Origin of the sequence: Sphingobium xanthum (genome assembly GCF_019737615.1) — a bacterium.
In the GTDB taxonomy this organism is placed as follows: domain Bacteria; phylum Pseudomonadota; class Alphaproteobacteria; order Sphingomonadales; family Sphingomonadaceae; genus Sphingobium; species Sphingobium xanthum.
Genome location: NZ_JAHKKS010000018.1, coordinates 19,169 through 44,786 on the forward strand (window position 1 = coordinate 19,169; position 25,618 = coordinate 44,786).

Annotated in this window: 21 protein-coding genes, 2 tRNA genes and 3 pseudogenes; 9 read left to right on the forward strand and 17 right to left on the reverse strand. The window is 63.9% G+C overall.

Features of this window, described 5'->3' with window-relative positions; all coding sequences use genetic code 11:
• Window position 1: 1 nt before the first annotated feature.
• From KM135_RS19395 to KM135_RS19430, 8 genes are all read right to left on the reverse strand, one after another.
• On the reverse strand, window positions 2-181 hold the full coding sequence (locus KM135_RS19395) for a helix-turn-helix domain-containing protein (RefSeq protein ID WP_221715732.1): 180 nt from the start codon (window positions 179-181) through the stop codon (window positions 2-4).
• A 71-nt stretch (window positions 182-252) separates the two neighbouring features.
• Window positions 253-969, reverse strand: a complete 717-nt coding sequence (locus KM135_RS19400) for a hypothetical protein (RefSeq protein ID WP_221715733.1) — start codon at window positions 967-969, stop codon at window positions 253-255.
• A 126-nt stretch (window positions 970-1,095) separates the two neighbouring features.
• Entirely contained in the window at window positions 1,096-1,674 is a 579-nt protein-coding gene (locus KM135_RS19405; RefSeq protein WP_246606372.1) for a hypothetical protein, read from the reverse strand.
• Window positions 1,675-1,682: 8 nt separating this feature from the next.
• Window positions 1,683-2,168: a hypothetical protein gene (locus tag KM135_RS19410; RefSeq protein WP_221715734.1), complete on the reverse strand. Its 486-nt coding sequence runs from the start codon at window positions 2,166-2,168 to the stop codon at window positions 1,683-1,685.
• Between the two features lie 3 nt (window positions 2,169-2,171).
• Window positions 2,172-2,423 (reverse strand): hypothetical protein, encoded by a 252-nt coding sequence (locus tag KM135_RS19415; protein ID WP_221715735.1) that lies wholly within the window; start codon window positions 2,421-2,423, stop codon window positions 2,172-2,174.
• 115 nt (window positions 2,424-2,538) lie between these two features.
• Window positions 2,539-3,759 (reverse strand): tyrosine-type recombinase/integrase, encoded by a 1,221-nt coding sequence (locus tag KM135_RS19420; RefSeq protein WP_221715736.1) that lies wholly within the window; start codon window positions 3,757-3,759, stop codon window positions 2,539-2,541.
• 166 nt (window positions 3,760-3,925) lie between these two features.
• Window positions 3,926-4,001 (reverse strand) — tRNA-Val (locus KM135_RS19425).
• 97 nt (window positions 4,002-4,098) lie between these two features.
• Window positions 4,099-5,217, reverse strand: coding sequence for a helix-turn-helix domain-containing protein (locus KM135_RS19430; protein WP_221715737.1), 1,119 nt, complete (start codon window positions 5,215-5,217; stop codon window positions 4,099-4,101).
• 327 nt (window positions 5,218-5,544) lie between these two features.
• On the opposite strand from KM135_RS19430, the gene acnA reads away from it, so the two are divergent.
• The 5 genes and pseudogenes from acnA to KM135_RS20240 form a co-directional block, all read left to right on the forward strand.
• A complete protein-coding gene (gene acnA, locus KM135_RS19435; protein ID WP_221715738.1) occupies window positions 5,545-8,220 on the forward strand; it encodes an aconitate hydratase AcnA in 2,676 nt (891 codons plus the stop codon).
• Complete coding sequence (locus KM135_RS19440; protein WP_221715739.1) at window positions 8,217-8,777, forward strand: hypothetical protein; 561 nt, start codon at window positions 8,217-8,219, stop codon at window positions 8,775-8,777. The genes acnA and KM135_RS19440 overlap by 4 nt, the downstream gene beginning before the upstream one ends.
• 2 nt (window positions 8,778-8,779) lie before the next feature.
• On the forward strand, window positions 8,780-9,043 hold the full coding sequence (locus tag KM135_RS19445) for a CBU_0592 family membrane protein (protein WP_221715751.1): 264 nt from the start codon (window positions 8,780-8,782) through the stop codon (window positions 9,041-9,043).
• A 371-nt stretch (window positions 9,044-9,414) separates the two neighbouring features.
• A pseudogene (locus KM135_RS20235) lies at window positions 9,415-9,807 on the forward strand (trypsin-like serine protease); the annotation flags it as partial.
• Window positions 9,808-10,290: 483 nt separating this feature from the next.
• A pseudogene (locus KM135_RS20240) lies at window positions 10,291-10,389 on the forward strand (PEPxxWA-CTERM sorting domain-containing protein); the annotation flags it as partial.
• A gap of 263 nt (window positions 10,390-10,652) precedes the next feature.
• Here the strand turns inward: KM135_RS20240 and KM135_RS19455 are convergent.
• The 6 genes from KM135_RS19455 to KM135_RS19480 form a co-directional block, all read right to left on the reverse strand.
• Complete coding sequence (locus KM135_RS19455; protein ID WP_246606376.1) at window positions 10,653-11,474, reverse strand: class I SAM-dependent methyltransferase; 822 nt, start codon at window positions 11,472-11,474, stop codon at window positions 10,653-10,655.
• 75 nt (window positions 11,475-11,549) lie between these two features.
• Complete coding sequence (locus KM135_RS19460) at window positions 11,550-12,389, reverse strand: class I SAM-dependent methyltransferase (protein ID WP_246606377.1); 840 nt, start codon at window positions 12,387-12,389, stop codon at window positions 11,550-11,552.
• A gap of 134 nt (window positions 12,390-12,523) precedes the next feature.
• The gene (locus tag KM135_RS19465) at window positions 12,524-14,056 is read right to left on the reverse strand and encodes a TadA family conjugal transfer-associated ATPase (RefSeq protein ID WP_221715740.1); all 1,533 of its coding nucleotides are present in this window, start codon (window positions 14,054-14,056) and stop codon (window positions 12,524-12,526) included.
• Between the two features lie 81 nt (window positions 14,057-14,137).
• Window positions 14,138-15,601 carry a hypothetical protein gene (locus KM135_RS19470; RefSeq protein ID WP_221715741.1) on the reverse strand — a complete coding sequence of 488 codons (1,464 nt, stop codon included), beginning with the start codon at window positions 15,599-15,601 and terminating at the stop codon, window positions 14,138-14,140.
• Window positions 15,602-16,169: 568 nt separating this feature from the next.
• A complete protein-coding gene (locus tag KM135_RS19475; RefSeq protein ID WP_343228234.1) occupies window positions 16,170-16,547 on the reverse strand; it encodes a bactofilin family protein in 378 nt (125 codons plus the stop codon).
• A complete protein-coding gene (locus tag KM135_RS19480; protein WP_221715743.1) occupies window positions 16,528-17,673 on the reverse strand; it encodes a M23 family metallopeptidase in 1,146 nt (381 codons plus the stop codon). Before KM135_RS19480 ends, KM135_RS19475 begins: the two co-directional genes overlap by 20 nt.
• 396 nt (window positions 17,674-18,069) lie before the next feature.
• On the opposite strand from KM135_RS19480, the gene KM135_RS19485 reads away from it, so the two are divergent.
• Window positions 18,070-18,162: transfer RNA gene (locus tag KM135_RS19485), tRNA-Ser, on the forward strand.
• A 106-nt stretch (window positions 18,163-18,268) separates the two neighbouring features.
• Here the strand turns inward: KM135_RS19485 and KM135_RS19490 are convergent.
• Together KM135_RS19490 and KM135_RS19495 are read right to left on the reverse strand one after the other, a co-directional pair.
• The gene (locus tag KM135_RS19490; RefSeq protein ID WP_221715744.1) at window positions 18,269-18,469 is read right to left on the reverse strand and encodes a hypothetical protein; all 201 of its coding nucleotides are present in this window, start codon (window positions 18,467-18,469) and stop codon (window positions 18,269-18,271) included.
• 79 nt (window positions 18,470-18,548) lie between these two features.
• Window positions 18,549-18,731 carry a hypothetical protein gene (locus KM135_RS19495; protein ID WP_221715745.1) on the reverse strand — a complete coding sequence of 61 codons (183 nt, stop codon included), beginning with the start codon at window positions 18,729-18,731 and terminating at the stop codon, window positions 18,549-18,551.
• A 27-nt stretch (window positions 18,732-18,758) separates the two neighbouring features.
• Between KM135_RS19495 and KM135_RS19500 the strand changes: the two genes are divergently transcribed.
• From KM135_RS19500 to KM135_RS19510, 3 genes are read left to right on the forward strand one after another with little or no spacing between them, the layout of a single operon-like run.
• Complete coding sequence (locus KM135_RS19500; RefSeq protein ID WP_221715746.1) at window positions 18,759-22,100, forward strand: transglutaminase family protein; 3,342 nt, start codon at window positions 18,759-18,761, stop codon at window positions 22,098-22,100.
• On the forward strand, window positions 22,097-24,598 hold the full coding sequence (locus tag KM135_RS19505) for a circularly permuted type 2 ATP-grasp protein (RefSeq protein WP_221715747.1): 2,502 nt from the start codon (window positions 22,097-22,099) through the stop codon (window positions 24,596-24,598). Before KM135_RS19500 ends, KM135_RS19505 begins: the two co-directional genes overlap by 4 nt.
• Window positions 24,595-25,491, forward strand: a complete 897-nt coding sequence (locus tag KM135_RS19510; protein ID WP_221715748.1) for a transglutaminase family protein — start codon at window positions 24,595-24,597, stop codon at window positions 25,489-25,491. The genes KM135_RS19505 and KM135_RS19510 overlap by 4 nt, the downstream gene beginning before the upstream one ends.
• A 12-nt stretch (window positions 25,492-25,503) precedes the next feature.
• On the opposite strand, the pseudogene KM135_RS19945 reads toward KM135_RS19510, so the two are convergent.
• A pseudogene (locus tag KM135_RS19945) lies at window positions 25,504-25,618 on the reverse strand (IS5/IS1182 family transposase); the annotation flags it as partial.

The following is a 25,618-nucleotide window of genomic DNA, read 5'->3' on the forward strand; positions in this document are numbered from 1 at the left end:
CTCATTCCTCGCCCACAAACCGCAGCAGTGCGTCGCGCGGGATCAGCGTTCTCCCGCCGACTTTGCGTGCCTTGAGCTGGCCCGCCGAGATTGCGTTGTAGAGGGTCGAACGCGACAAGCTTGAGACCTGCACGGCCTCGCGGATGCTGTAGGCGATGGGATTGAGGGTCTTGGTTTGCATGATTGCACCTCGTTCATTGGTGGACGGGTGCGGACGATGATGGAAATCAGATGCCGGCAATATCCAGCCTATTAGTCCTCGGATTTTGAGCTAATGGCTTGGATTGCTCTCAACCGATCTTCCAATGCATCGTTGGCCGGCGGCGAAGTCTCGCCAGTGAGCGACCAGGTCAGATCGACAAATTTGCCGAATGGCTGGCGATATGCAGTGTTGCCGCCACCCCAAACGGACGCACTTTTGCCGACGACGTCAGCATAGATCGTGGCGAGCCGATCAATAAGACGCAGCTCACGTCCATCAATGAAACGGGTTGGCAAGCGGATATCATCGGTCTCGAGCTTCGAACGAACATCGACCAGCCGATGAGCCAATTTTCGGAAACGGCCGGCCAATGGCCAATTTAAACCATCCTCCACCCATTGGGGCGCGGTGATGCCGAATTCTGCTGCCACGGTCACGATCACCTGTTGGGCAAGGATGCGACGATTTTGCCCCCGCTCTTCATCATTGGCAGCTGTCGTGATGCCGGCCGCGAGAATGGTGTCCAAGGAGTTCGCCATCATCGCCGCCGCTTTCGCCGCGTTCTCGATCGCCTCCATCACGGCAGGACCACCTGGCGCCTGAACATGCGCGGCCGTTCGGAATTCAAGGGCTGCTTGCAGTATATGAGCCGCCACTATGTCTTGATATTCGCCCAAATCCGCGCCGATGGCGCGTGCGGCATTCCGAGCTATCTTCAAATTGCTCGGATCTTCCGGAAACGTCAGAATATCCATAAGATTGAACATGTGCCCAGCCCTCGGGCGCCCTGATGGACGGGGGCAACTCGTGGGCAACGAGCGTTCGTCTGGCCGGACTAGCCCCCGCGGGGAGTATATCATCAGCGCGCGGCACCGGAAGGGGCCGCACGCTCGTCAGTAACCTCTCACCAGCATTGCCGATGTCATAGCGCCAAGAAGGGTTTCAACGGGTACAGGCACGCTGGTCGAAACATACCCGGGATTGATGGCTCGCCTTTGCCCGAAGTCGTCCACCCATTGCCTGCCACACAGTCTCCAGGCGCGCTGCAGCGGCATGACGGGGAGTAGATAGCACCGATGCGAGGGTGCGAACGCATAGGCAATGAAGTCGCAAGCCAGTGGCTTCTGGATCCAGCCAGGAACACGCCGCTGCTCATCTGACCATTGCTCCAGCAGAATATCGGGCCAGTCATTCATTCTGACCTTCTCGTCGACCGTGTAGCTTCTTCCACTGGCGAGGGTCAGCACGCGATCGATGCCGCCGCGCTGAGCCCACCCATCGTCTTGCACGCTGACCATGCTAATGAGCGACGGGAAGGCCTGGCGGTAGATCGCTTCCCACCAAGGCGCCTCCGAATATGCTTGTGACAGCGCAAGGCTCGTTCGGAAATCATGGTTAACGCCACCCGGCGCAAAACGCCCCGGCGGTAGAGCCGGGGCGCTGGGAAACGGAAGTTGTGGCTGAAAATGCATCGCGAGAGTTAGGCTCTCGGGCGTTTCGGCAAACCGCGCTTTCTTCGAAGCAGCTGGCGCCGGGTCGGAATTACCGGCCTCTCATAGAGCTGATACCTCCGGGGTTTGGCTTCGAGCCGACCGGAATACCGGTCACGGCAGCGCTCGAGAATTGGGAAGCATCGAGCTTTCTGGATCCGTTTGACGTTGAAACGATATGCCTCCGGGTCAGTGAATAGCTCTTCGTAGGCTTCCTCTGGCTCCCTCTCATCATGGTAATCCGGATCTGCGATGGGGCAGCCAGGGCCTTTGTCGGCTTTAGCGCGAGCGGTGGGCGACAATTCGAACGAGTCCTCACTGTCATCCGCTTCGGCATCTGGATCACCGTCCATCAGGTCGAGAATGGCAATCACAGCCTCGCTGAGTGCCTCTAGGCGTTCGCGGGACTGCGTGAGCAGGATTGCGGTGAAAGACGCCGACATGGCCTCGCTGGGCAGATTTGGGGCGGTGGACATCGCTCAATCCTCCAGCACGGGCTGATTGGCGACCATCTCGGCCCGCACCGCTGCAGCTTGATCCGAGGAGAGCGCTGCAATCATAGCCTGCAAAGCGGGTCGATCGAACTCGGGAAATGTCACGTAGGCTTGTGCGCCCACAACATGCCAGCCGCCTCCCTCTTCGCTGAATGCAGTGAGCCACGCTCTCGGATCGAAATTGCACGCTTCATATGGACGCGATGGCGCGTGCCCTGATAGGTCAGCAATAGTCATAGCTCGAGTTCCTTTCGAGTGATGATGAGGCTTGGCGAGGTGGTACCAGCACCCCGCCAAGCCGCTATCCGGCGCCGTTCTTAAGGCCCCGAACTTCGTATGAGCGTCCGGCAGATCATCGCCCGCGCCCCTTCATTTGAACAATCTCCGCGCCGCGACGCAGCTGATCGAGATAATCGCTCCACCATTGCGCCATTTCCACGCGCTCTTTCCAATGCATCCCGCGATGATAGGCCGCGCGCACGCGGTCCTCGTCTCCGTGGGCAAGGGCGCGCTCAATAGCGTCAGGGGACCACTTTCCGCTTTCATTCAGCAATGTGCTCGCCATGGCCCGGAAGCCGTGCGCGGTCATCTCATCGCCGCTGAAGCCCAGCCGTCGCAGGCCAGCATTAACCGTGTTCTCGCTCATGGGCCGAGTGCGAGTGCGAATCGACGGAAATACATAGCCGTCTGGCCCACTGATCTCTTGAGCCTCGCGAAAAAGCGCCACTGATTGTCGCGACAGGGGAACATGATGCGGCCGGCGCATCTTCATCTTCTCAGCGGGTAGCGTCCACAAACCCCCGTCCAAATCAATCTCCGCCCACTCAGCATGGCGTAGTTCGCCAGGGCGCACGAAAACGTTTGCCGACAGAAGCATCGCGATCTTCGTCAGAGTCTGACCGTCATAGCCATCGATCGCACGGAGAAGATCCCCAGCTCGCTTCGCTTCGATGATCGCACCGTAATGTTGCGGTTTGGGTGCAGTCAGGGCGCCCCTCAGATCCCTGCTTGGGTCGGACGCGAGCCTTGCTGTCGCGACGGCGTACCGGAAGACTCGTCCCGACAACTGAAGCACCCGCCGTGCCGTCTCGTAATTGCCCTTGGCCTCGATCCGGCGAAGCACAGCCAGCAAATCGGCAGGCCCGATTTCCGAAATGGGCATGCGCGCGATAACCGGGCCCATGCGCCCGATATAGTATTCGTTCTTGTCGGCAGTGGACGGCGACATACCTTCACGTCGCCGCTTGTCGTTCAGCTCCTGCGCAACCTCGCCGAAGCTGTTGGCCGCAGCCACTCGGGCGCGATGCTTAGCCTTTTGCTTTTCTCGGGCGGGATCGAGCCCGGACGCGAGCTGTTCGCGCGCATCGTCACGGCGACGGCGCGCTTCGCTCAAGCCGATCTCAGGATAGCTGCCAATCGCGAGCTTCTTCTCACGACCGTCTATTCGAAATTTGAGACGCCAGTGTTTTCCGCCAGCGGGCGTGACAAGAAGATATAGCCCAGCGCTATCCGCAAGCTTGTACTCCCGCTCACGTCCCTTCGCATTCCTGATCGCAGTATCCGTCAACGCCACTCTGGGGGCCTTCTGAAAGCCCCGGATCAAGTGGGTCCCCAATAAGGCCCCCAGTCCGGGTAAGCTGCTGGCGAACAACATTGGACGACATCAGCCGGTTCAGGAGATTTTATCGCAGATTTCCTGAATGTGCAAAGACGAATTTGGACAACGTAGGACAGGAATATGGTGGGCGATGACGGGCTCGAACCGCCGACATTCTCGGTGTAAGCGAGACGCTCTACCAACTGAGCTAATCGCCCCTTGGCCCGGCCGGATGAGGCCGCGCGGTCAGGCCGGGTCGCCATATCTGGACGATCCGAGGCAGGTCAAGCGATGCTTGGCCCGCCTGCGCTCCATTCAGCGCGCCGTGCTCGCCAGCAGGCCGCCATTGCGCCGCACGCCCTGCGCCCAGCTCAGCACTGCCTGCGCCGCCGCGTCCGTGAGCTCGATGAACACCCGGCGTCCGTCCGCCGGATCATCGATCCGCGCGAAGACGGCGCGATCGGTGAGCTGGCGGATCCAGCGCAGCGCCGTCGTCGGCGGCACAGCGGCGGCAATGCACAGGCTCGAGACCGAGACACGCTGACCGGCCAGGCGGGCCGCCAGCAGGTCCAGCAGCATGTCCCAGGCCGGATCGGCGAAGAGATCGGCGGGCAGGAACTGATCGCGCAGTCGCCGGGCCCGGATGATCGCACGAATCTCCCTGTGGGTCGGGAGGCCGCCGGGCTCCGGGCCGCGATGTGGCGCGCGGGGCTGAAACAGTTGCGCCGGATTGCCGGCATTCTCGACTCCCGGCGCCGCACGATAGCCGCCGCGCTCTTCCCTCGCCTCCTGCATGCCGTCGGCAACACCCGGCGCGGGCGCGACGCCCTGCGACATGCGCTCGATTGTCACTGCCAGACGGCGCACTTCCGCGCTCAGCTGTTCCAGCCGCATCGTCTCACTGTCCCGCGAGGCATCGTCGAACAGCACGCGGCCGGGCGCCGGCGCGCGCAGGCCAGCCATGATCAGCAGCGAGACGATTTCGCTGTCATCCGGATCGCACAAAAAATCCGTCTTCGGCGCATCGAGCATGGCCAGCGCGCAATCGAGGCCGCCCATGTCCACGATCACCGCGAGCCGAGCGCCCGCAAAGCCATGGCGCGCCGCGAGCGTCCGTGCGGTTGCCGGATCCAGCGCGTCGGCGACGTCCAGCCCGCGCAGGTCGAGCAGGATGAGGTCGAGGGCTGCCATCTGTGCCAGTCGATCCACGGCATGATCGAGGCCGACTCGCCCGATGCAACGCAGGCCAGCCCGCTCGCCCCAGCGGCCCAGAACATCCGCCCGATCGGCGCAACCGATGGCAAGCATCACGGGGCGGTTGTCACTCTCGATCTGGTGCGCCGGCCGTTCAAGCCAGCCCGTTTCTGCCTCGCCCGTCAACTCGGGGGAGCCGAAAGCCACTTCCACACCAGTCCGATTTTCGAGCATTGCCATTGGTTTCGCCCCCGTACCACCTTTGTTCCGCGTTATGCGCGATTCGGAGGTCATTTTGAACCCTTTTTGTTCCAAAATGGCGGAACGTGGGTTGGCGAGGGTCGCCAAGGGGCCGACACCCTCCATTTCGGAGAGAACGGCATGGGGCGCCATCATCAGCGCGCCTGACAACCAGGCGCCACGTTGGCGCCCTCAGCGCCCGTTGACACACTTCCTTTACGCGCTATGGCCCATCGCGTTGGGCGGTGCAGCGCGGCACCGGCCCCGAAAACGCTCAGCCCGCCCCCTGCCGAGCGCCGGACAAGAGACAATAAGGAGACTTCTCTGATGACCGCTATCGGACAGGACACGCTCGGCACCCGCGAAACGCTGGAAGTGGGCGGCAAGAGCTACGGCTATTATTCGCTGGCCAAGGCCGCCGCGAAGTTCGGCGACGTCTCCCGCCTGCCGTTCTCGATGAAAGTCCTGCTGGAGAATATGCTCCGGTTCGAAGATGGCGTGACGGTCACGACCGACGATGTGAAGGCCGTCATCGACTGGCAGAAGAACCCGGTCGCCTCCGACAATGAGATCCAGTATCGCCCCGCGCGCGTGCTGATGCAGGATTTCACGGGCGTTCCCTGCGTCGTCGACCTCGCCGCGATGCGCGACGCGATGAACGCGCTCGGCGCCGACGCCAGCAAGATCAACCCGCAGGTCCCCGTCCATCTCGTCATCGACCACTCGGTCATGGTCGACGAGTTCGGCACGCCCAAGGCCTTCGAGGACAATGTCGCGCTCGAATATCAGCGCAATGCCGAGCGCTACGACTTCCTGAAGTGGGGTTCCAAGTCGCTAGACAATTTCAAGGTCGTGCCCCCGGGCACCGGCATCTGCCACCAGGTCAATCTGGAGCATATCGCGCAGGCGATCTGGACCAGCACCGCGCCGGACGGCAGCACGATCGCCTATCCCGACACCTGCGTCGGCACGGACAGCCACACGACCATGGTCAACGGCCTCGGCGTGCTCGGCTGGGGCGTGGGCGGCATCGAGGCCGAGGCGGCCATGCTCGGCCAACCGGTCTCCATGCTCATCCCCGAGGTCGTCGGCTTCAAGCTGACCGGCAGCCTCGCCGAGGGCATCACTGCCACCGATCTGGTGCTCACCGTCACGCAGATGCTGCGCGCCAAGGGCGTGGTCGGCCGCTTCGTGGAATTCTACGGCCCGGGCGTCAGCGCGCTCAGCCTCGCCGACCGCGCGACCATTGCCAATATGGCCCCGGAATATGGCGCGACCTGCGGCTTCTTCCCGATCGACGGCAAGACGCTCGACTATATGCGCCTCACCGGCCGCGATGAGGAGAACATCGCGCTGGTCGAGGCCTATGCCAAGGCGCAGGGCTTCTGGCTGGACGTCGACGCCGCCGACCCGATCTTCACCGACACGCTGGAGCTCGACATGGGCGCCGTGCAGCCCAGCCTCGCCGGCCCCAAGCGCCCGCAGGACAAGGTGCTGCTCGGCCAGGTCGACGACGTGTTCAACGCCGATCTCGCCAAGGTCTACAAGAAGGATACCGCAGCCCGCGTCGCGGTCGACGGCAAGGACCATGACATTGGCGACGGCGACGTCGTGATCGCTGCCATTACGAGCTGCACCAACACCTCCAATCCGAGCGTGCTGATCGCCGCCGGCCTGGTCGCCAAGAAGGCGGTCGAGCATGGTCTCAAGCCCAAGCCCTGGGTCAAGACCTCGCTGGCGCCCGGCTCGCAGGTCGTTACCGACTATCTCGAAAAGGCGGGTCTCCAGACCTACCTCAACGACGTCGGCTTCAACCTCGTCGGCTATGGCTGCACCACCTGCATCGGCAATAGCGGCCCGCTCGCAGAACCCATTTCCAAGGCGATCAACGGCAACGACATCGTCGCGGCCTCGGTCCTCTCGGGCAACCGCAACTTCGAGGGCCGCGTCAGCGCCGACGTGCGCGCGAACTTCCTCGCCTCGCCGCCGCTCGTCGTCGCCTATGCGCTCAAGGGCACGGTCACGACCGATTTCGTCGAGACGCCGATCGGCCAGGGCACGGACGGCAAGGACGTCTTCCTCAAGGACATCTGGCCCACCAACGACGAAGTCCGCACGGTCATGGACGGCGCGCTGACCCGCGACATGTTCCAGAGCCGCTATGCCGCGGTCTTCACCGGCGACGCGCGCTGGCAGGCGATCGATGTCGCCGGCTCCGACACCTATACGTGGCGCGCCGGCAGCACCTATGTCGCGAACCCGCCCTATTTCGAGGGCATGGGCATGACGCCGGCGCCGGTCGCCGACATCATCGAGGCCAAGCCGCTCGCCATCTTCGCGGACTCGATTACCACCGATCATATCTCGCCCGCCGGTTCGATCAAGGCGACCAGCCCGGCCGGCAAGTGGCTGCTGGAGCGTCAGGTGACGCAGGCCGACTTCAACAGCTACGGCGCGCGTCGTGGCCATCATGAAGTGATGATGCGCGGCACCTTCGCCAACATCCGCATCAAGAACCTGATGCTGGACGGCGTCGAGGGCGGCATGACCAGCTACAAGGGCGAGACCATGCCGATCTATGATGCGGCCATGGCGCATCAGGCGGACGGCACGCCGCTCGTCGTCATCGGCGGCAAGGAATATGGCACCGGCTCCTCGCGCGACTGGGCGGCCAAGGGCACGCGCCTGCTCGGCGTGCGCGCCGTCATCGTCGAGAGCTTCGAGCGCATCCACCGCTCCAACCTCGTCGGCATGGGCGTGCTTCCGCTGCAGTTCCCCGAGGGCGTCACGCGCGATACGCTCGGCCTCACCGGTGACGAAACCTTCACGATCCACGGCGTTGCCGGACTCAAGCCGCGCCAGATGGTGAGCGTGCAGGTCACCCGCGCCGACGGCACGAGCTTCACCTTCGAGGCGCTCTGCCGCATCGATACGGTCAATGAGCTGGATTACTTCCTGAACGGCGGCATCCTTCAGTATGTGCTGAGGAAGCTGGCTGCGTGAGCGAGGCGGGCCGTCAGCACGTTCTGACGCGCCTGTTTCAACGTCTCTACGGGGAACCGACCGTCAGGAATGATCTGCGTGGAGAGCTGGTCGAGGAAATAGTGGCTCTCGCGCTTGAGCCGGATTGGCAGTTGTGCGGCGGCGATTGGGCGGCTTGCGATCTTCTCCACGTCGCAAGCGGCGCGAGGATGCAGGTAAAACAATCTGCCGCGCGGCAATCTTGGACCAAGGACGGCGATCCCGCCCCGAGTCCGCGCTTCTCCATTGCGGAGACTGCCGGCCGGTGGGACGGTTCGCGCTGGGTACCTGGTGTTGGCCGAAATGCGGAGTTCTATGTTTTCGCGTGGCATCCTGTCTCTGACGAGCATTGCGACCATGCGGATGTGAGCCAATGGGCCTTCTATGTCGTGGAGGAACAGGCTCTGCCCAAGCAGAAATCACTTGGTCTGGCCCAAGTTGCGAAGCTTGCATCCGCCGTTCCGTGGACTTCGCTAGGGGCGCAAGTGTCGTCGCTGCTGGAGGCGAAGGTCCATAATTCCGCAGAAGAGCCTCTTTGACTATCACAGACATCTTCGTCGAGATCGTCGGCTGGGCGGGCGCCGTGCTGGTGCTTGGCGCCTATATCCTCGTCTCGGCCGGAAAGCTCACTGGCACCTCACGCGCGTTCCAGTGGATGAATGCCATCGGCGCGGCGTTCTTCGTGCTCAACACCTGGTGGCATGGCGCTATTCCCTCGATGTTCGTCAATATCATCTGGAGCGGCATCGGCATCGCCGCGCTCTGGCGGCTGTACCAGAAAAGGACATCCCAGCCGCCGCAATAAATGCCCAAACGGGCTTTTTTCGTAACGTCTTACGAATTCCGTCCGTCTGTCGCAGAAGATGAATGCTTTGTTAACCACAACTTGACTGCCGCCCACATTACGGCGCAACATGCATCAGAACATCCGCGAGTCTATGTGGGGCTTGGGGGTGTTGTGGGAATTTGTGGGAGGCACTCATGAAAACTACGATTACGCGGGCGATGCTCGTGGCTACGGCGGCATTTGCGGTACCGATGGCGATCAGCCCTGCCATGGCCGGCAAGAACACCGTGTCGGGATCCTATGGTGAACTGAACTGGAGTGCCACGAGCACGCTCGTCGGCGCGACCCGCACGCAGGGCGGCATTGGCGAGACGCCTTATACGGGCTCGATGCCGGCTTATTCCGGCACGGTCGGCTTGCTGATGGGCGGTTTCGTCTGCTCGGGCACGCTGCTGTCGGATCGTCAGACGATCCTCACGGCCGGTCACTGCGTCAGCGACGGCTTCGGTGTCAACGAGACCCCGGACAACGGCGTCACGGTTTTCTTCCGTGATCCCGCCAGCGGCCCGGACGTCCAGCTCTATTATGGCGGCCCCGGCTACACGACCATCCAGTCCAGCGATGTCATCGTGAACGGGGGCTATACCGGCGACGTCATCGACCATAACGACATCGCGCTGGTTCGCCTTTCGGAAGCGGCTCCGGACTTCGCGGAGAGCTATGAACTCTACACCGGCGAACTGACCGGCCTGGTCAGCAACATCACCGGCTATGGCTCGACCTCGATCGCTGGCGGCGCAATGGGTGTCGATACCGTCAATCCGAACCGTCTCGGCTGGTTCCGTCAGGGCCTGAACGAGTATGACTATGCACTCGGCAACGCTGCGTTCGGCACCGATTGGGCGGACATTCTCGGCGAGCCCTTCTCGCAGATCGAGTATAGCTATATCTCGGACTTCGATAACGGTCTGGCCGCGAACGATGCGACCTGCGTCGTCTCGATCGCCATCATCGGCGCCGCCGGCGCAGGGTTCTGCGATCTGGGCACCGGCACCCGCGAAGTCGGCGTTGCCGGCGGCGACTCGGGCGGTGGCTCCTTCATCAACGGCCAGGTGGCCTCGGTGAACAGCTATGGCCTGACCTTCGGCACCGGCTTCGGCGACTTCCGCTCGGGCCTGAACAGCAGCTGGGGCGAGTTCTCGGGCTATGTGCCGGTCTGGCTGCATGCCGACTGGATCAACCGGAACATGGTCGCTCCGCCGCCGGCCGTGCCGGAGCCGGCAACCTGGCTCATGCTGATCGGTGGCTTTGCCTTGGTCGGCGCGTCGATGCGCCGCCGCAAGACGGTCGTCAGCTTCGCCTGATCCGTCCGTTCGGACAGAAATGGGGCGGCCCGCACAAGCGGGCCGCCCTTTTTCGTGGCGATAGTGGAAGCGGCCTCGGCGAACGCTGTTGCGCTGCGCCGTCGCGCCTGGAGCCGTCTTTTTCGTGCCTTTCCGAGTCGGCAGGTGTTTCCGCCTGCCTCGGGATCACTCCAGAGCATCGCGCTCCAAATCGAACCGGTTCGCCCTTCGACTTCGCTCAGCCCGAACGGATGGAGCTGTTCCGATTTGACGCGCCGCCGCGCTCAGTTCTTCGGCTTGCGGAAGCGCAGGGTCATCCGGTCGCTCTCGCCGATCGCGAGATACTTCTCCTTGTCGATCTCGCCGTTGCGCAGGGTCGGCGGGAGAGTCCAGACGCCCTTTTCCCAATCGGCCGTGTCCCTGGGGTTGGCGTTGATCTCCGAGGCGGCCTCGAACACGAAGCCGGCATCCTCGGCCAGCTTGCGAACGGTCGATACCTTGAGATAGCCGCTGCTCTTCTCGACTGCGCTGTCGCGGCTCTCGGGCAATCGATGATCGACGATGCCGAGCGTGCCGCCCGGCTTCACCAGCGCGAAGAACTGCTTGAACGTCTCCGCTTCGGTGCCGCGCATCACCATGTTGTGGACATTGCGGAAGGTGAGGAGCGCATCGACCGACCCCGGCGCCAGCGCTTCGCCCGTAGGCCACGCAATGAGCTTGACCTTCCCATAGGTCGCTGGATCGGCATCGAGTTTTGCCCGCAACGTGTCATAGGCGCGGCCCGCGCCCTGCGCGGCGTAGAAAGTGCCCTTGTCCTTGAGCAGCGGTGCCAGGATTTCGGTGTACCAGCCGCCGGCCGGGGAATATTCGAGTACCGTCTGGCCCGGTGTGACGCCGAAGAAGCTCAAGGTCTCGCCGGGATGACGGTATTTGTCCCGGGCCGTATTGGCCGGCGTGCGCGTCGGTGCGGCGAGGGCGGCGGCGATCGGCGCGCTGACCGTGCCGGTCTCGGCCGAAGCGGCAGGCGCGCCAATCAGGGTGCCAGCCGTGACGCCCGCCAGGAGCAGGGCTGCGGCGGGGAAAGTCAGCAGGTTCGGACGAAACATGAGCATTCCTTTTCGAGACGGGCCACTTTCAGGCGCAGCCCGGACCGATTTCCCGGCCCGGGCTTTTTCGGGCAATCAGCTCTGCGGCTTGCGGAACTTGAGCGTCATGCGGTCGCTTTCGCCGATCGCCTGATATTTCGCGCGGTCGACATCTCCTTCTGCGTAGCGCGGTGGCAGGGTCCAGACGCCCTTTGCCCACTTGGTCGTGTCTTTGGGATTGGCGTTGATCTCTGAAGCGCCTTCGAAAACGAAGCCGGCCTGTTCGGCGAGCTTGCGCACGGTCGAGACCTTGACGTAGCCGCTGGTCTTCTCGCGCGCGACATCGTCCGCCTCGGGCAGCCGGTGATCGACGATGCCCAGCACGCCGCCTGGCTTCAGCATGGCGAACATCTGCTGGAAGGCTTCCAGGCCATAATCCTTGCCTTCCCTTTTGTAGCCCATCTGGAAATTATGGACGTTGCGGAAGGTCAGCACCATGTCGGCACTGCCCGCCGGCACGGTCGGCTGGCCGGCGCTGGCCGGGAAGGCCGCGAGCTTGATGCCGCCATACAGGGCCGCATCCTTCGCTTGCAGATTCTGGATGCCCTTGAGGCTGTCCGGCCAGAAATCGACGGCCCAGAGCGTTCCCTTGCCCTTGAGATAGGGCGCCAGGATCTCCGTGTACCAGCCGCCGGCCGGCCAGATCTCCACCACCGTGTCGGTCGGCTTCACGCCGAAGAAGGACAGAGTCTCGGCCGGGTGGCGATATTGGTCGCGCGCCGCGTTGGCCGGCGTGCGCGTCGAGGCGGCGACGGCAGCGGCGATCTCGGCGCTGACGGCGATCTTCTGCGCCACTGCTGGTACGGGCGCGGCGAGGGGCAGTCCGGCGAGCAGGAGCGCGCCGGCGATCGTGTATCGGGATATGCGGGGGGGCATGGCAGGCTCTCGTTTCTGGAGTGGCGTTGCACATGCAAGCATGTCGCAATGCCATGACGAGAGCAAGTCATTGGTTCGGCGGCGAGAGTTGTCCGGCGCGGCGGCGGGCCGCTCGTCCGGGCCGGATCAGCCGATCAGAGGCAAGCTTCGAGCAGGGCTTGATCGAAGCCGAAACCACGCGCCTTGTCGAGCGTATAGGGGCGCAGGCCCATGGAGCGATATTCGCCGATGATCTTGCCGTCGGCGTCCTCGTCCAGATACTCGAACTTGAACAGCTCCTGCGTGACGATCACTTCGCCTTCCATGCCGATCACTTCGGTGATGTTGGTGACGCGGCGCGAACCGTCGCGCAGGCGCTTGATCTGGACGATGAGATCGACCGAGTCGGCGATCTGCTTGGAAATGGCTTCCTTGGGGATCTTGATGTCGCCCATCAGGATCATGTTCTCCATACGGCCGAGGCACTCGCGCGGCGAGTTGGCGTGGAGCGTACACATGGAGCCGTCATGGCCGGTGTTCATGGCGGCGAGCAGATCGAAGCATTCGGCGCCACGAATTTCGCCCAGGATGATGCGGTCCGGGCGCATACGCAGGGCGTTCTTCACGAGATCGCCGATGGTGATGGCGCCATTGCCTTCCAGGTTCGCCGGGCGGGTTTCGAGCGGCAGCCAGTGCGGCTGTTGCAGGCGAAGCTCGGCCGCATCCTCGATGGTCAGCACGCGCTCGCCCGGGTCGATCATCTTCGAGAGGGCATTGAGCATCGTCGTCTTGCCCGAGCCGGTACCGCCCGAAATGACGATGTTGAAGCGACAGGCGCCTGCGATCTTGAGCGCCACGCACATCTTCTGGCTGAGTGCCCCCCATTGGGAGAGCATGTCCAGCGTGATCGGTTTGGCGGAAAACTTACGAATGGAGATCGCCGTGCCACGCAGCGAGAGCGGCGGCACGATGACGTTGACGCGGCTGCCGTCCGGCAGGCGGGCGTCGGCCAGCGGCGTAGTCTGATCGACGCGGCGGCCGACCTGGTTCACGATGCGCTGGGCGATCTGGAAAAGATGTTCCTCGTCGCGGAAATGGATCTGGGCAAGCTGCAGCTTGCCCTTCTTTTCGACATAGGTCTGGTCGGGACCGTTGACCATGATGTCGCTGATGTCCGGATCGGACAGCAATTCCTCCAGCGGGCCGAAACCGAGCAGCTCGTCGACCAGCACTTTCTCGAGCGCGAACTGCTCGCGGCGATTGAGTGTCAGCTTGAGCTCGGCCAGCACTTCCATGATAATCGGCCGGAATTCCTCGGCCAGCTCATCCTTGCTCAGAGTCGCGGCCGCTTCCGGATCGACGCGCTCCAGCAGGCGCGGCAGCACCTGCTCCTTGATCTTGTGGACCGACGCCTCGAAGCCCTGCGTATTGTCGCCGGAGGAGCTGTGATCGGTGTTCATCCGCTCCGTGAGGCGCGCCATCGCATCGGCATTGCGGTCCAGCGGTGGCGTCGGGCCGGTGACGGCAGGTACGGACTCGGCCGGAAGCGGCGGGAACTGCACGCCACCGGCGGGCGCCGCCGCACCGGGCGCTCCGGCATGTGGCGAGGCGCCGGGCGCGTGCATGGGGCGAGCTACGCCGAAGGACGACTTGCCGCCTAAACCATTTTTCCGTCCAAATGCGCTCATCGTTTTCGTCGTCTTTCCACCGGCCATCGGGCCAACGCCAGGCTATTATTTCAGGCGTACCAAACAAGCTTTGAAAAAAGCCTAAGATGCCGGCAACACTCTCAGCGGCAATCGTGCCGGCTCGCATTTCGGCGGTCGGGGACCACGTTCCGGCAGATCCGGGCGGATATGGTAAAGGTAGAAGTCCTGCCCGTCGTAGCCCGCCGGAATATGCGTCAGAAGTCGATATCCTTGAGGATTTTGCATGCGTTTGATTGGTAGTTCTAAGTCGGAGAGCAGGTGGAAGCCGCCTGCCCGAGCTGCGATGCGGTTGAGTTCACGTTCGAGGTCGATGCGCCTCTTGACGGTGCTACGGTAGTTCCAGCGAATGAAGCTCTGCGTGCAGTTTCGTTCCAGCCTTTCGAACTCGATGCCCAACAGGGCGCTCACGCCCTGTGCTCTGCTGTCAGGGAAGCTCACCCAATGCGCGTCTTGAAGGCCATGGCGCTCGATAAAATGTGCGGTCTGTCGAGCCGTGTCGAAGGGTCTCATGAAATTGATCGCCGTCGCCGTCAGCCCACAAGCAGCACTCGCGGCGAGCCACAGCAGAAAAGGAACCGTCCGACTGCCTCCTCGCTCGCGTTGCCGCGCGACCAGCAATATCAGTAGCAGACCGGCCAAAGAGGCATGACGAATGGCGAGCGGGTAAACAGCGACAGAAAATATGAAGATTAGCGCGCAGAACCCAAGGAACAAGGCCTGTGCCAGTATCTCGCGACGCAATAAGGTCGTCCCGAGATAGAGGAACACTATACCCGCTGGAAGCGCGATCAAAGGGGGAGGGGAATTGTTCCAGACCAGCTGGAGACCATCCATTTGTAAAGGAAGGAGTATAGTGCCGAAACGCATTAGCTCCACGACACTATCGAGAACGATCCCGTTCAACCAGAATGCTGGAATCAAGTCCGGGGCCGGCCGCACGCTCCATGCGGCCGCGAGCCCCATAGCGAACCAAAGCGCAAGACCGGGCCGCGAAAGACGCTTCTCGGCACCGTAGATTGCGAGGCAGACGAGCGACAATATCCCGAAGAGAAAATCTGCCATCGGGAGCAAAGCCAAGGCGACCCACGCAAGTTTGTGGCGTCTGAACAAAATGGCAATCAAAAGTAAAAGAACGCCGAGTCCCAAACTCCGAGCGATTGTGCCGTAGTCGATCAGCACATAGAAGCTGCATGCAATTAAAAGGCGTTCGAAACGAGTCAGTGACAATCTGAATAGCAGAATGCCTTGAATGGCCAAGGCGATGGGTAACTGCACGGTCGGTAGAACCCAGGCGACGGGGACAAATATCGCCACGATACGCAACATGAAATACCAAAGAGGTGGATGTCCTTCATATCTCAGATTCTCGAACAGATGGGCCGTGCTGGGCGACTGAAGCGCGATTTGAAGTGCTTGCCATTCGTCCAGCCATGGCTGATGCTGTATCGTCAAAAGCGTCTGAAGCGTGATGACGGCGGTCACACAGCAAGCCCAAAACCATTGATTGGCAAGCAACTTGTCCAAGGATCGCGTTAGGCTCATTCGGGCTCCCATCGGAAGTTCTGCCGCTAAGCCAGCATGGTTAAGCCACCGTAAAAGAAGCCGCGCGGCGTCAATCTTTCTTGATAGAGGTTACCTCTGGGTGTTTGGTCCTGGCATGCGACGGCGCAGATTTCGCCATCGCACTGCGAGCGGCAGCGCCGAGATCACGCGCGCCTTCGGCGATAGCGCCCTTCGGTCTGGAGCATCACGAAGGGCGTCCGGGGAACGACAAGACTGCCCTGAAATGGCGGCATCCGCAGTCGGTCGAAGACACGCCGCTGGAGTCGAAGGAACAGTGTCGCTGCGCATGCCGGCACGGCTTGCACTGGACGATGTCTGTATTACCCTGAAGGGCGCGACCGCGCAGCGCGCACGATTATCTTCGCGTCTCTGTCCGCAACGCAATGGTACCAGTCGCCTGCTCAAGGCAGACTTGGAGAAGCCGACGACAAGGCGGATGTTTTCGCATCGACACTGCCGAGCTGCCTCCCGAGTGTGACAAGGCCTTTCCGTTCGTTCCGGTGGACTGCGCCTCCGCGCGCCCCAACGTCTAGCTGGCGTCGTTCTTCACAAGCTTCAGTTCCGCGGCGCGGGCGCTGCTCATATGGCTCATGCGGCCGTCGATCTGGCCACCGGTGGCGATGCTGACGACGTCATAGCTGACATCGCCGGTGATGCGCGCAGTGCTTTCGATGATGAGTTCATCGGCACTGATCGAGCCCTCGATGAGCCCGCCGATGCGCGCGCTTTTCGCGCTTACATGACCCTTGATGCGGCTGTCCGGCCCCTGCACCAGCGCGGCGCAGCTGATGTCGCCATCCACCTTGCCGTCGACATGGAGATCGACGCTGGCCTCGACATTGCCCGATATGACGACATCGCCGCCGATGATCGAGAACGGTGTGTGCCTAGCCCCGGTTGCGGCCACCGGCGATGCGCCTTTTGGCGAGTTGCTGGACTTCGAGAACATCCTGCCGTGCCTCCAGAAAGGGGCGCGGATTGACTGCCGCGCCGTTGACCCGCACTTCGAAATGCAGATGCGTGCCTGTCGAGCGGCCGGTCGATCCCATGCGTGCGATCGCCTCGCCGCGCTTGACCCCCTGCCCCGCACGCACACCATAGCCGGACAGATGCGCATAGCGCGTCATCAGGCCCTTGCCATGATCCACTTCGACCACATTGCCATAGCCCTGACGCGGGCCGACATAGCTCACCGTGCCCGGCGCAGCGGCGAGGATCGGCTGGCCGTAGCCGCCCGGAAAATCGACGCCGCTGTGGAAAGCCAGCGCGCCGTTGAACGGGTCACGCCGATAGCCGTAGGAACTGGTCTCCATCGGCGCGGTCGTCGGACGCGCGGAGGGAATGGCGGCAAGCGCGGTCTCCATTGCGTTGAGGCGCGTCAGCAGGACCGCGAGATCGCGCAGTTCCGGCTCGACAGCGATCGCGCTGCGCACGGGGATGAAGGGACCGCCCTGTCCATTCGCGCCACCCGCGAGCGTCGCGGGATTGAGCCCGAAGCTGCGGATCGCCTTTTCGACGCGGGCAAGGCGGCTTTGCGCGACCGTGGCGAGTTGGGTCTCAAGGGCAAGCTGATGTCGGCGCAGCGTGTCGAGGCGCAGGGCCTCGGGCGAGGCGGCGCTGAGCGGTTTGCCCGTGGTATCCCTCTTGCCCGCATCCTGCGTCACAGGGACCCCGCCGCTGGCGCGCACAATCTCTTCGAGCGCCTTCTGGCGTTGCTCGATATCGCGGGCAATGTCATCGACGGTGCGCTTATAGGCATTCACCTGCGCCTCGCGCGATGTGACCGCCGCGCGATCCTGGGCAACGTGGCTGCGTTCGAGGAGGAGGCTGGCCTGGCTCCAGGCCATGGCGAGCGTGCCGGCCGCCCACAGCAACACGACCGCTGCGATGATCGCGGCGACGGTCAGCTGGAAGCGTGTGGAAATACGAAGGAATCGAACCTGCCCGCCGGTGCGGAGGAAAATCTCCCGCTCAGGCGCGAGAGACAGCAGATATGCGATGACCCCTCCGGGAGTTGTCTTGTTTGATGCCACCCGAATGCTCTGTTCTATTATGTTTGTTTAAGGTCGCGGCGCTATCAGAGGGGGGAGGAGCACGCGAATCGCGCGGCCGGACGCAGCGATGAGTCGAACGCAACTCACGACGAATCGAATATGTGCTCTGGCGGACGAACGGATGTTCCGCCTTGGTTCACGCGACTCGCCGTAAAGCGCCGCGAGTCCGAGTCGCGGCCGCCCGGCGGTGCGCGCCATAGGGTTTTCGCCAGCTTTTGTGCCTGTTTTGCTCCCTCGGTGCCGCCGCACACTGTGCGGGAGTGCGTGATCGGGGGCACGGGAAATGGCGTCAACGCGAGCGTTGCCACGGTCCCATTGCCCGGTTATAGGCCGAGTTCAGCCGAAGGGGCCGCCACTTGCCCCACGGTGAAGCGCGGAGACGTGGGTGAGTGGCTGAAACCAGCGGTTTGCTAAACCGTCGTAGCCTTTAAGGGGTTACCGAGGGTTCGAATCCCTCCGTCTCCGCCAACATCCCCCTGAAGCTGATCGATGCGGACATGCGCGTCCATGACTTTGGGCGGGGCCGCGAGGATCGCGGACATCGGGCGTGACAATCTCGTGCGCTGAGGCGCGCTCACTTCACCAGCGACTTGAGTCCCTGCCAGAGTCGCTTGTGGATCGGCGGGCGGGCGCGCAGGTCGAGGCCGCGCGAGCGCGCGGCACGAGCGAGGTCGCGGGCCAGCGAGCGGAGCTGGCGATCATTGAGCGCCATCGTCACATGATGATAGCGGTGATCCTGATATTGCACGGCATTTTCGACGATCTGCAGCGTCATAACGACGCCGTGACGCGAACGCCGCCGCTCCCAGCCAATCAATGCACCTGAGAGTCTCGACCCGCGGGCCGTCTGCTCTTCAGCCATGCCTTCCCCCAATTTGGGCCCTGTTCGGCGCCTTCTGTGCCGTATTTTCCTTAATTTCATGACAAGGCTCAAGATTCTCCTGCGCAGCGATAGTCCGGTCACGCATCGCGCCGCCATGGTTTCCGGCGCAAAAGGCGATGACGGCGCGGAAATCGCCGGATTGGCTATTGCGCATTGCACAATATTCCCGTTGACTGGCCCGATGTTGAAGGCCGCTGTCTACCACCGCACCGCCTATCATTACAGCCGGCCAGTGCGCCTCGGCCCGCAGGTCGTGCGCCTCCGCCCCGCGCCGCATAGCCGGACGAAGATCCCCAATTATGCCCTGCGCATCGAGCCGGAGGGGCATTTCATCAACTGGCAGCAGGACCCGCACGGCAATTGGCAGGCGCGGCTGGTCTTTCCCGATCCGGTCGATCGCTTCGTGGTCGAGGTCGATCTGCTGGCCGATCTCGACGTCATCAATCCGTTCGACTTCTTCGTCGAGCCTTATGCCGAGACCTATCCGTTCACTTATGACGAGACACTGGCGCGCGACCTCGCCGCCTATTTCGAAACCGAGCTGCAAGGCCCGCTCTTCGACGCGCTGGTGGCGCAGCATATCAGCCATGAGGGGCGCACGATCGACTTTCTGGTCGAGGTGAATCGGCAGCTCCAGCAGCGCATCGGCTATGTGATCCGCATGGAGACGGGCGTGCAGACGCCCGAGGAAACGCTGCAGGTCGGTATCGGCTCTTGCCGTGACAGCGCCTGGCTGCTGGTCCAGCTGGTGCGTCGGCTCGGCTTCGCGGCGCGCTTCGTTTCGGGTTACTCGATCCAGCTCGTCGCGGACGTGGAGCCCGTCGACGGGCCAAAGGGCGTCACGCAGGACGTGGTCGATCTCCATGCCTGGGCCGAGGTCTATGTGCCCGGCGCCGGCTGGATCGCACTCGATGCGACATCGGGCATGTTTGCGGGTGAGGGGCATATCCCGCTCTGCGCGACGCCGCATTTCCGCTCCGCCTCTCCGATCGAGGGCATGGCCGAGCCGGCGGAAGTGGATTTCCAGTTCGAGATGCGGGTCTCGCGCATAGCCGAGGCGGTGCGCATCACCAAGCCATTCACGGACGAGCGCTGGGATGCGGTGCAGGCGCTGGGCGAGAAGGTGGATGCCGATCTGCGCGCGCAGGACGTGCGGCTGACCACTGGCGGCGAGCCGACCTTCGTGGCGGAGAATGGCGGCCAGGAGGATGAGTGGAACGGCGGCGCCGTCGGACCGACCAAACAGGGCTATGCCGACAAGCTGACCCGCGCCCTGCGTGAGAAATTCGCGCCTGGCGGGATGCTGCATCATGGTCAGGGCAAATGGTATCCCGGCGAGAGCCTGCCGCGCTGGGCCTATGCGATCTACTGGCGCAAGGATGGCGTGCCGGTCTGGCGCGATGCCGGGTTGATCGCGAAGGAAGATGGCGAGGGCAAGCCGCCCGCGACCGGTGCGATGGCCGAACGCTTCCTTGCGGCGCTGGCGTCCGGCCTGGGGGTCGGGCCGAGCTATATCGCTCCGGTGTACGAGGACGATATCGAATGGGCGCGCAAGGAGAATGATCTCCCGGTCAATGTGACGCCCGAAGACAGCAAGCTGGCCGATATCGAGGCGCGCGAGCGGATGAAGAAGGCCTTCGAGCATGGCCTCGTCGATCCCATCGGCTTTGCCCTGCCGATCCAGCGCTGGCAGGCGGCGCAGGCGAGGCCGCGCTGGATGAGCGAAGTCTGGCAAGTGCGGCGCGGCCGGCTCCATGCCGTGCCAGGCGACAGCTCGATCGGCTATCGCTTGCCGCTCGGCGCCTTGCCGTTCGTGCCCCCCGCCGCCTTCCCCTATATCCATCCGCGCGATACCAGCGAGTCGCGCGAGCCGCTGGCGGATTTCGCCGTGCAGCGGGAGGAGCGCGCGCCGGCCGAGCCGCATGAGCAGCGGATTTTAGCGCGCGGCGAAGCGGATCAGTCAGTCCGACAGGAGCGTGTTGAGCAGGAGATCATCGAAGGCGCGGTGCGCACGGCGATCACGGTGGAGCCCAAGGCGCATTATCTCTCGGTCTTCCTGCCGCCGGTCGAGGCGCTTGAGGATTATCTGGAGCTGGTCGCCGAGGTCGAAGCCGCCGCCGCCGCCCTGCAGGTCGAGGTGCGGATCGAGGGCTATGCGCCGCCGCCGGACCCGCGCCTGCAAGTGCTCAAGATCACGCCCGACCCTGGTGTCATCGAAGTCAACGTCCAGCCTGTCTCGACCTGGGCGGAGACGGTGGATCTGACCGAATCGCTCTACGATATTGCGCGTCAGCAGAAGCTGACCGCCGACAAGTTCATGGTGGACGGGCGCGCGGTCGGCACGGGTGGCGGCAATCACCTCGTGCTTGGCGGCGCCAGCATCGGCGACAGTCCGTTCATCCGGAGGCCGGACCTGCTCAAGAGCTTCGTTCTCTACTGGCAGCGGCATCCGGCGCTGAGCTACCTGTTTTCCGGCATGTTCATCGGCCCGACGAGCCAGGCGCCGCGCATCGACGAGGCGCGGCATGACGGGCTCTACGAGCTGGAAGTGGCGCTGGCGCAAGTGCCCAAGCCGGGTGAGGGCGAAGCGCCGCCGCCCTGGCTGGTCGATCGACTGTTCCGCAATCTGCTGGTCGATGTGACGGGCAATACCCACCGGACCGAGATCTGCATCGACAAACTCTTCTCGCCGGATGGCCCGACGGGGCGTCTCGGGCTGGTCGAGTTTCGCGGGTTCGAGATGCCGCCGGAAGCGCGGATGAGCCTTGCCCAGCAATTGCTGCTGCGCGCACTCACCGCCTGGTTCTGGCGCGAGCCGCAGGACGGCGCCCTGGTGCGCTGGGGCACGCGCCTCCACGATCGCTTCATGCTACCGCATTTCGTCTGGGAGGATTTCCTCGACGTGCTCGGCGACTTGCGGCGCGCGGGCTATGATTTCGACCCCAGCTGGTTCGAGGCGCAGCGGCAGTTCCGCTTCCCGGTGCATGGCGAAGTGCGCGCGGGTGGTGTGAATCTGGAAATCAGCCACGCGCTCGAGCCCTGGCATGTGCTGGGCGAAACCGGCGCGATCGGCGGGACGGTGCGCTATGTCGATAGCTCCACGGAGCGGCTGCAGGTGTGTGTTTCCGGCCTGGTCGAGGGGCGTCATGTCGCCGCCTGCAACGGACGGCGCATTCCGCTCATGCCCACCGGTGTGGTGGGCGAGGCGGTCGGCGGTGTGCGTTACAAGGCCTGGGCGCCGGCCGACTGCCTGCATCCCCGACTCCCCGTGAACGCCCCGCTCACGTTCGACGTGTTCGACGTGTGGAGCGGGCGTTCGTTGGGCGGCTGCGTCTATCATGTGGCGCATCCCGGTGGCCGGAACTATGATGACGTGCCGGTCAATGCCTATGAAGCGGAGGCGCGGCGCAAGGCGAGGTTCCAGGATCATGGCCACACACCCGGATCGATGGCGCTACCCCCCGAGGAGAAAAGCGGGGAGTTTCCGTTGACGCTCGATCTGCGCAGGCCCGCCACCTTGTGAGCAGCCGCCCCGACTCGACGGTGGCGACGGACAAGCTCGACCTCGCTCTGCGGCGCTACGGCCGCGAGGCAAGCCATAGCGACCTCATGTTGAGCGCAGGCGGAGAGCCCGGCATGGCCCAGCGCTGGTCTTCGATGCTCTCGGCGCTTGCTGCGCCGGAGCGTGGCGGCCTTGGCGGACTCGCCGAGCGGGCAGCGCAGCAGGTGCTCGATCTCGGCATGGCGTTCCGCCTCACGGGCGAGGTGGAGGAGCGCGTCTGGCCGCTCAGCCCGATCCCGATGCTGCTGCACGCCAATCAATGGCGCACGATCGAGCAGGGCCTCACGCAGCGCGCGGAGCTGATGGAACGGCTGCTGGCCGATATCTATGGCCCGGCGACTCTTGTGGCGCAGGGTGAGCTTCCCGCAGCGATCGTGACCGGCAGTCCCGATTACTGGCGGCAAATGAACAATGTCGAGCCACCCGGCGGGCATCGACTGCAATTCTATGCGGCCGATCTGGCGCGCGGCCCGGACGGCGACTGGCGCATCCTGGCCGATTATGTGCGCGCGCCGGTCGGTTCGGGCTATGCGCTGGAAAACCGGCTGGCGATGACCCGCGCGACGGATGATGCGCTCGGCGCGCTCAACTTTGCGCGACTGGCGCCTTTCTTCGCCGATTTCCGTCAAGGCATGGCGGCGATCTGCAAGCGCACGGACCCGCGCATTGCCCTGCTCACGCAGGGGCGTTTCAACCAGAGCTATCCCGAGCAGGCCCATCTGGCGCGCTATCTCGGTATCCTGCTGGTCGAAGGTGAGGATCTGACCGTCCGGGACGGGCAGCTTTACGTGCGCACGATCGAGGGTGTGAAGCGCGTCGATGGATTGTGGCGGCGCATGGGCACTGATCTGCTCGACCCGCTCGCCTTCGATGCGCGCTCGACGATCGGCGTGCCGGATCTGTTCGAGGCGATCCGGCGTGGCACTCTGGCCATGGCCAATTGGCCGGGCGCTGGCGTCGTGGAGACGCCCGCGCTCTCGGCGTTCCTGCCACGCCTCGCCAAAAAACTGCTCGGCGAACCGCTGCTCATCCCCAATGTCGCGACCTGGTGGTGCGGGCAGGAGAGCGAGCGTGCCTATGTGCGCGAGCATGTCGATACGCTGGCGGTCGGGTCGGCTTTCATGCTGCCCGTGCCCGCCATCCCGCATGGCCGCGCGCGTCTCGCCGCCCGGCTCAGCACGATGGAGCGCGCCGCGTTTCTCGCCGAACTTGATCAGCGCGCGATGGACTATATCGGTCAGGAGCTGGTGCAGCTCTCGACCACGCCCGCGCTCGTCAATGGCGAACTGCTGCCACGGCCGTTCATCCTGCGCGCCTTCCTCGCCCGCGATGCCGAGGGCCGCTGGCAGGCCATGCCCGGCGGTTTTGCGCGTCTCGCCGCCCATGACGACATGCGAGCCGTGCTGATGGGCGAAGGTGACATGTCCACCGACGTCTGCATCGTCGCGGAGGAATCGCAGCATTCGCCGGGCCTGCTCGAAAGTGGCCCGCCGGTGTCGATCCGGCGTGTCGTTGGTACCTTGCCGAGCAAGGCGGCGGACAATTTCTTCTGGTTGGCGCGTTATCTCGAGCGCGGTGAGATGGTGCTGCGCATGGTGCGCGTGCTGATCGGTGGCAGCATCGAGGCGGAGGCGGCGTCCAACCTCGACCAGACGACCTTGCATCGCGTGGCGGACACGCTGGTCGCGTGGGGTTCGGCACGCAAGGATGCGCTAGTGGAAGGGATCAACACGCTGTGTGTCGATGCCCTGCGCGATCCGACACGGCCGGGCAGCGTGCAATCGCTGTTCGCCGCGGCAGAGTCGATCGGCCGGGGCTTGCGCGAGCGCCTCGCCATCGATTTCTGGCGCCTGCTCAATCGTCAGATCGATGCCGTTACCGACGATCGGCGATCACAGCTCATGGCGCATGTCGCGCGCCTGCTCGATCGGTGCGCCGCGCTCTCGGGTCTGGCAGCCGAGAACATGGTGCGCGGCGCCGGCTGGCGCTTCCTCGACATGGGGCGACGCCTGGAGCGGGCGATCCACCTGTGCCGGCTGGTCAAGACCTTCGCGGGCGATCAGGCGAGCGCGCATGACCTCAACCTGTTGCTCGACCTGTGCGATTGCCAGATCAGCTATCGGACGCGCTACCTGACCGGGGTCGCGCTCGCGCCGGTGCGCGACATGCTGGTGCTGGAGCCGGGCAATCCGCGCTCTCTGGCGTTCCAGGCCGATGCGATCCTCGGGCATCTGCGCGATCTGCCGACCCTGCGCGACGATGGCATGCCCGAACCGCCGGTGCAGCTCGCCCTCGCCATCACGGCGCGGCTGCGCGCGGCGACAGCCGAGACGCTGACGTCGGATGATCTCGATGCCATCGAGGCGTGGCTGCTCGACCTCTCCGACCGGATCAACGACCGCTTCTTCCTCAAGGGCGAGGACGCGCCGCGCGCCTCGGGCATGACGCGGCTGGCATGAGGTACAAGGTCAGCCACATCATTCGGGTCGATTATCAGCCGCCGGTGCGGCTGGCGCATTTCAACCTGCGCCTCGCGCCGATCGAATGGCCGGGCCAGCGCATCGAGGATTATGAGCTCGCGATCGAGCCGGGGCCGGACCTGCGCGAGGAGCGCATCGGCGCCTATCCGTTCAATCTGACGCGCACCGAGATCATGAAGCCGATCGCGACGCTCGAGGTCCGCTCGACCTTCATCGCAACCGTCGCCGAAGCGGAGCTCGACCTGGCCACCTCGACGATGAGCATCGCCGATGTCGCCAGGGCTGCCGTGGCCGCGCGGGACTTCGGGCCGATGTCGCCGGCGCAATATCTGTTCCCCTCGCGGCTCCTGCCGCTGGTGCCGGAGATCATGGACTGGGCGCGGCCGCAACTGCCCGCCGATGGCGACTGCCTCGCGGCGGCACTGGCACTGGCAAAGGCGATCAAGGCGACGTTCGCTTACGATACCAAGGCGACGCAGGCCGACACGCCGGTGGCCGAGATGTTCGCGATCCGCAAGGGCGTCTGCCAGGACTTCGCGCATCTGCTCATCGTCGCGCTGCGCTCGGTCGGGCTGCCGGCGGCCTATGTGAGCGGCTATCTGCGGACCTATCCGCCGCCGGGCCAGCCGCGGCTGGTGGGCGCCGATGCCATGCATGCCTGGGTCGCACTCTGGTGCGGGCCGCTGCGCGGCTGGGTCGGCATCGATCCGACCAACGGCGTTCTCGCCAATGCCGATCATCTCGTGGTCGCGATCGGCCGGGATTATTCGGATATTTCGCCGATCGACGGCGTGTTCGTCGGTGGCGCGTCGCAGAAGACGTTCAATTCGGTCGATGTATCGCCGATCGATGCGCGAGTCGGCGCGGTCTAGGGTCCGGACTCACTACAGCCACCAGATGACGGCAGCGGCGATGCAGATGGCTCCCATGAAGTTTTTGAGGTTGCGATCGAAGCGGGTGGCGATGCGTCGCCAGTCTTTGAAGCGACAGAACATGCGC

Coding starts and splice junctions, on each gene's coding strand:
- KM135_RS19395 (WP_221715732.1), bottom strand. CDS start 181: ATGCAAACCAAGACCCTCAATCCCATCGCCTACAGCATCCGCGAGGCC.
- KM135_RS19400 (WP_221715733.1), bottom strand. CDS start 969: ATGTTCAATCTTATGGATATTCTGACGTTTCCGGAAGATCCGAGCAAT.
- KM135_RS19405 (WP_246606372.1), bottom strand. CDS start 1,674: ATGCATTTTCAGCCACAACTTCCGTTTCCCAGCGCCCCGGCTCTACCG.
- KM135_RS19410 (WP_221715734.1), bottom strand. CDS start 2,168: ATGTCCACCGCCCCAAATCTGCCCAGCGAGGCCATGTCGGCGTCTTTC.
- KM135_RS19415 (WP_221715735.1), bottom strand. CDS start 2,423: ATGACTATTGCTGACCTATCAGGGCACGCGCCATCGCGTCCATATGAA.
- KM135_RS19430 (WP_221715737.1), bottom strand. CDS start 5,217: ATGGCAATGCTCGAAAATCGGACTGGTGTGGAAGTGGCTTTCGGCTCC.
- acnA (WP_221715738.1), top strand. CDS start 5,545: ATGACCGCTATCGGACAGGACACGCTCGGCACCCGCGAAACGCTGGAA.
- KM135_RS19455 (WP_246606376.1), bottom strand. CDS start 11,474: ATGTTTCGTCCGAACCTGCTGACTTTCCCCGCCGCAGCCCTGCTCCTG.
- KM135_RS19460 (WP_246606377.1), bottom strand. CDS start 12,389: ATGCCCCCCCGCATATCCCGATACACGATCGCCGGCGCGCTCCTGCTC.
- KM135_RS19465 (WP_221715740.1), bottom strand. CDS start 14,056: ATGAGCGCATTTGGACGGAAAAATGGTTTAGGCGGCAAGTCGTCCTTC.
- KM135_RS19490 (WP_221715744.1), bottom strand. CDS start 18,469: ATGACGCTGCAGATCGTCGAAAATGCCGTGCAATATCAGGATCACCGC.
- KM135_RS19495 (WP_221715745.1), bottom strand. CDS start 18,731: ATGCGCAATAGCCAATCCGGCGATTTCCGCGCCGTCATCGCCTTTTGC.
- KM135_RS19500 (WP_221715746.1), top strand. CDS start 18,759: ATGTTGAAGGCCGCTGTCTACCACCGCACCGCCTATCATTACAGCCGG.
- KM135_RS19510 (WP_221715748.1), top strand. CDS start 24,595: ATGAGGTACAAGGTCAGCCACATCATTCGGGTCGATTATCAGCCGCCG.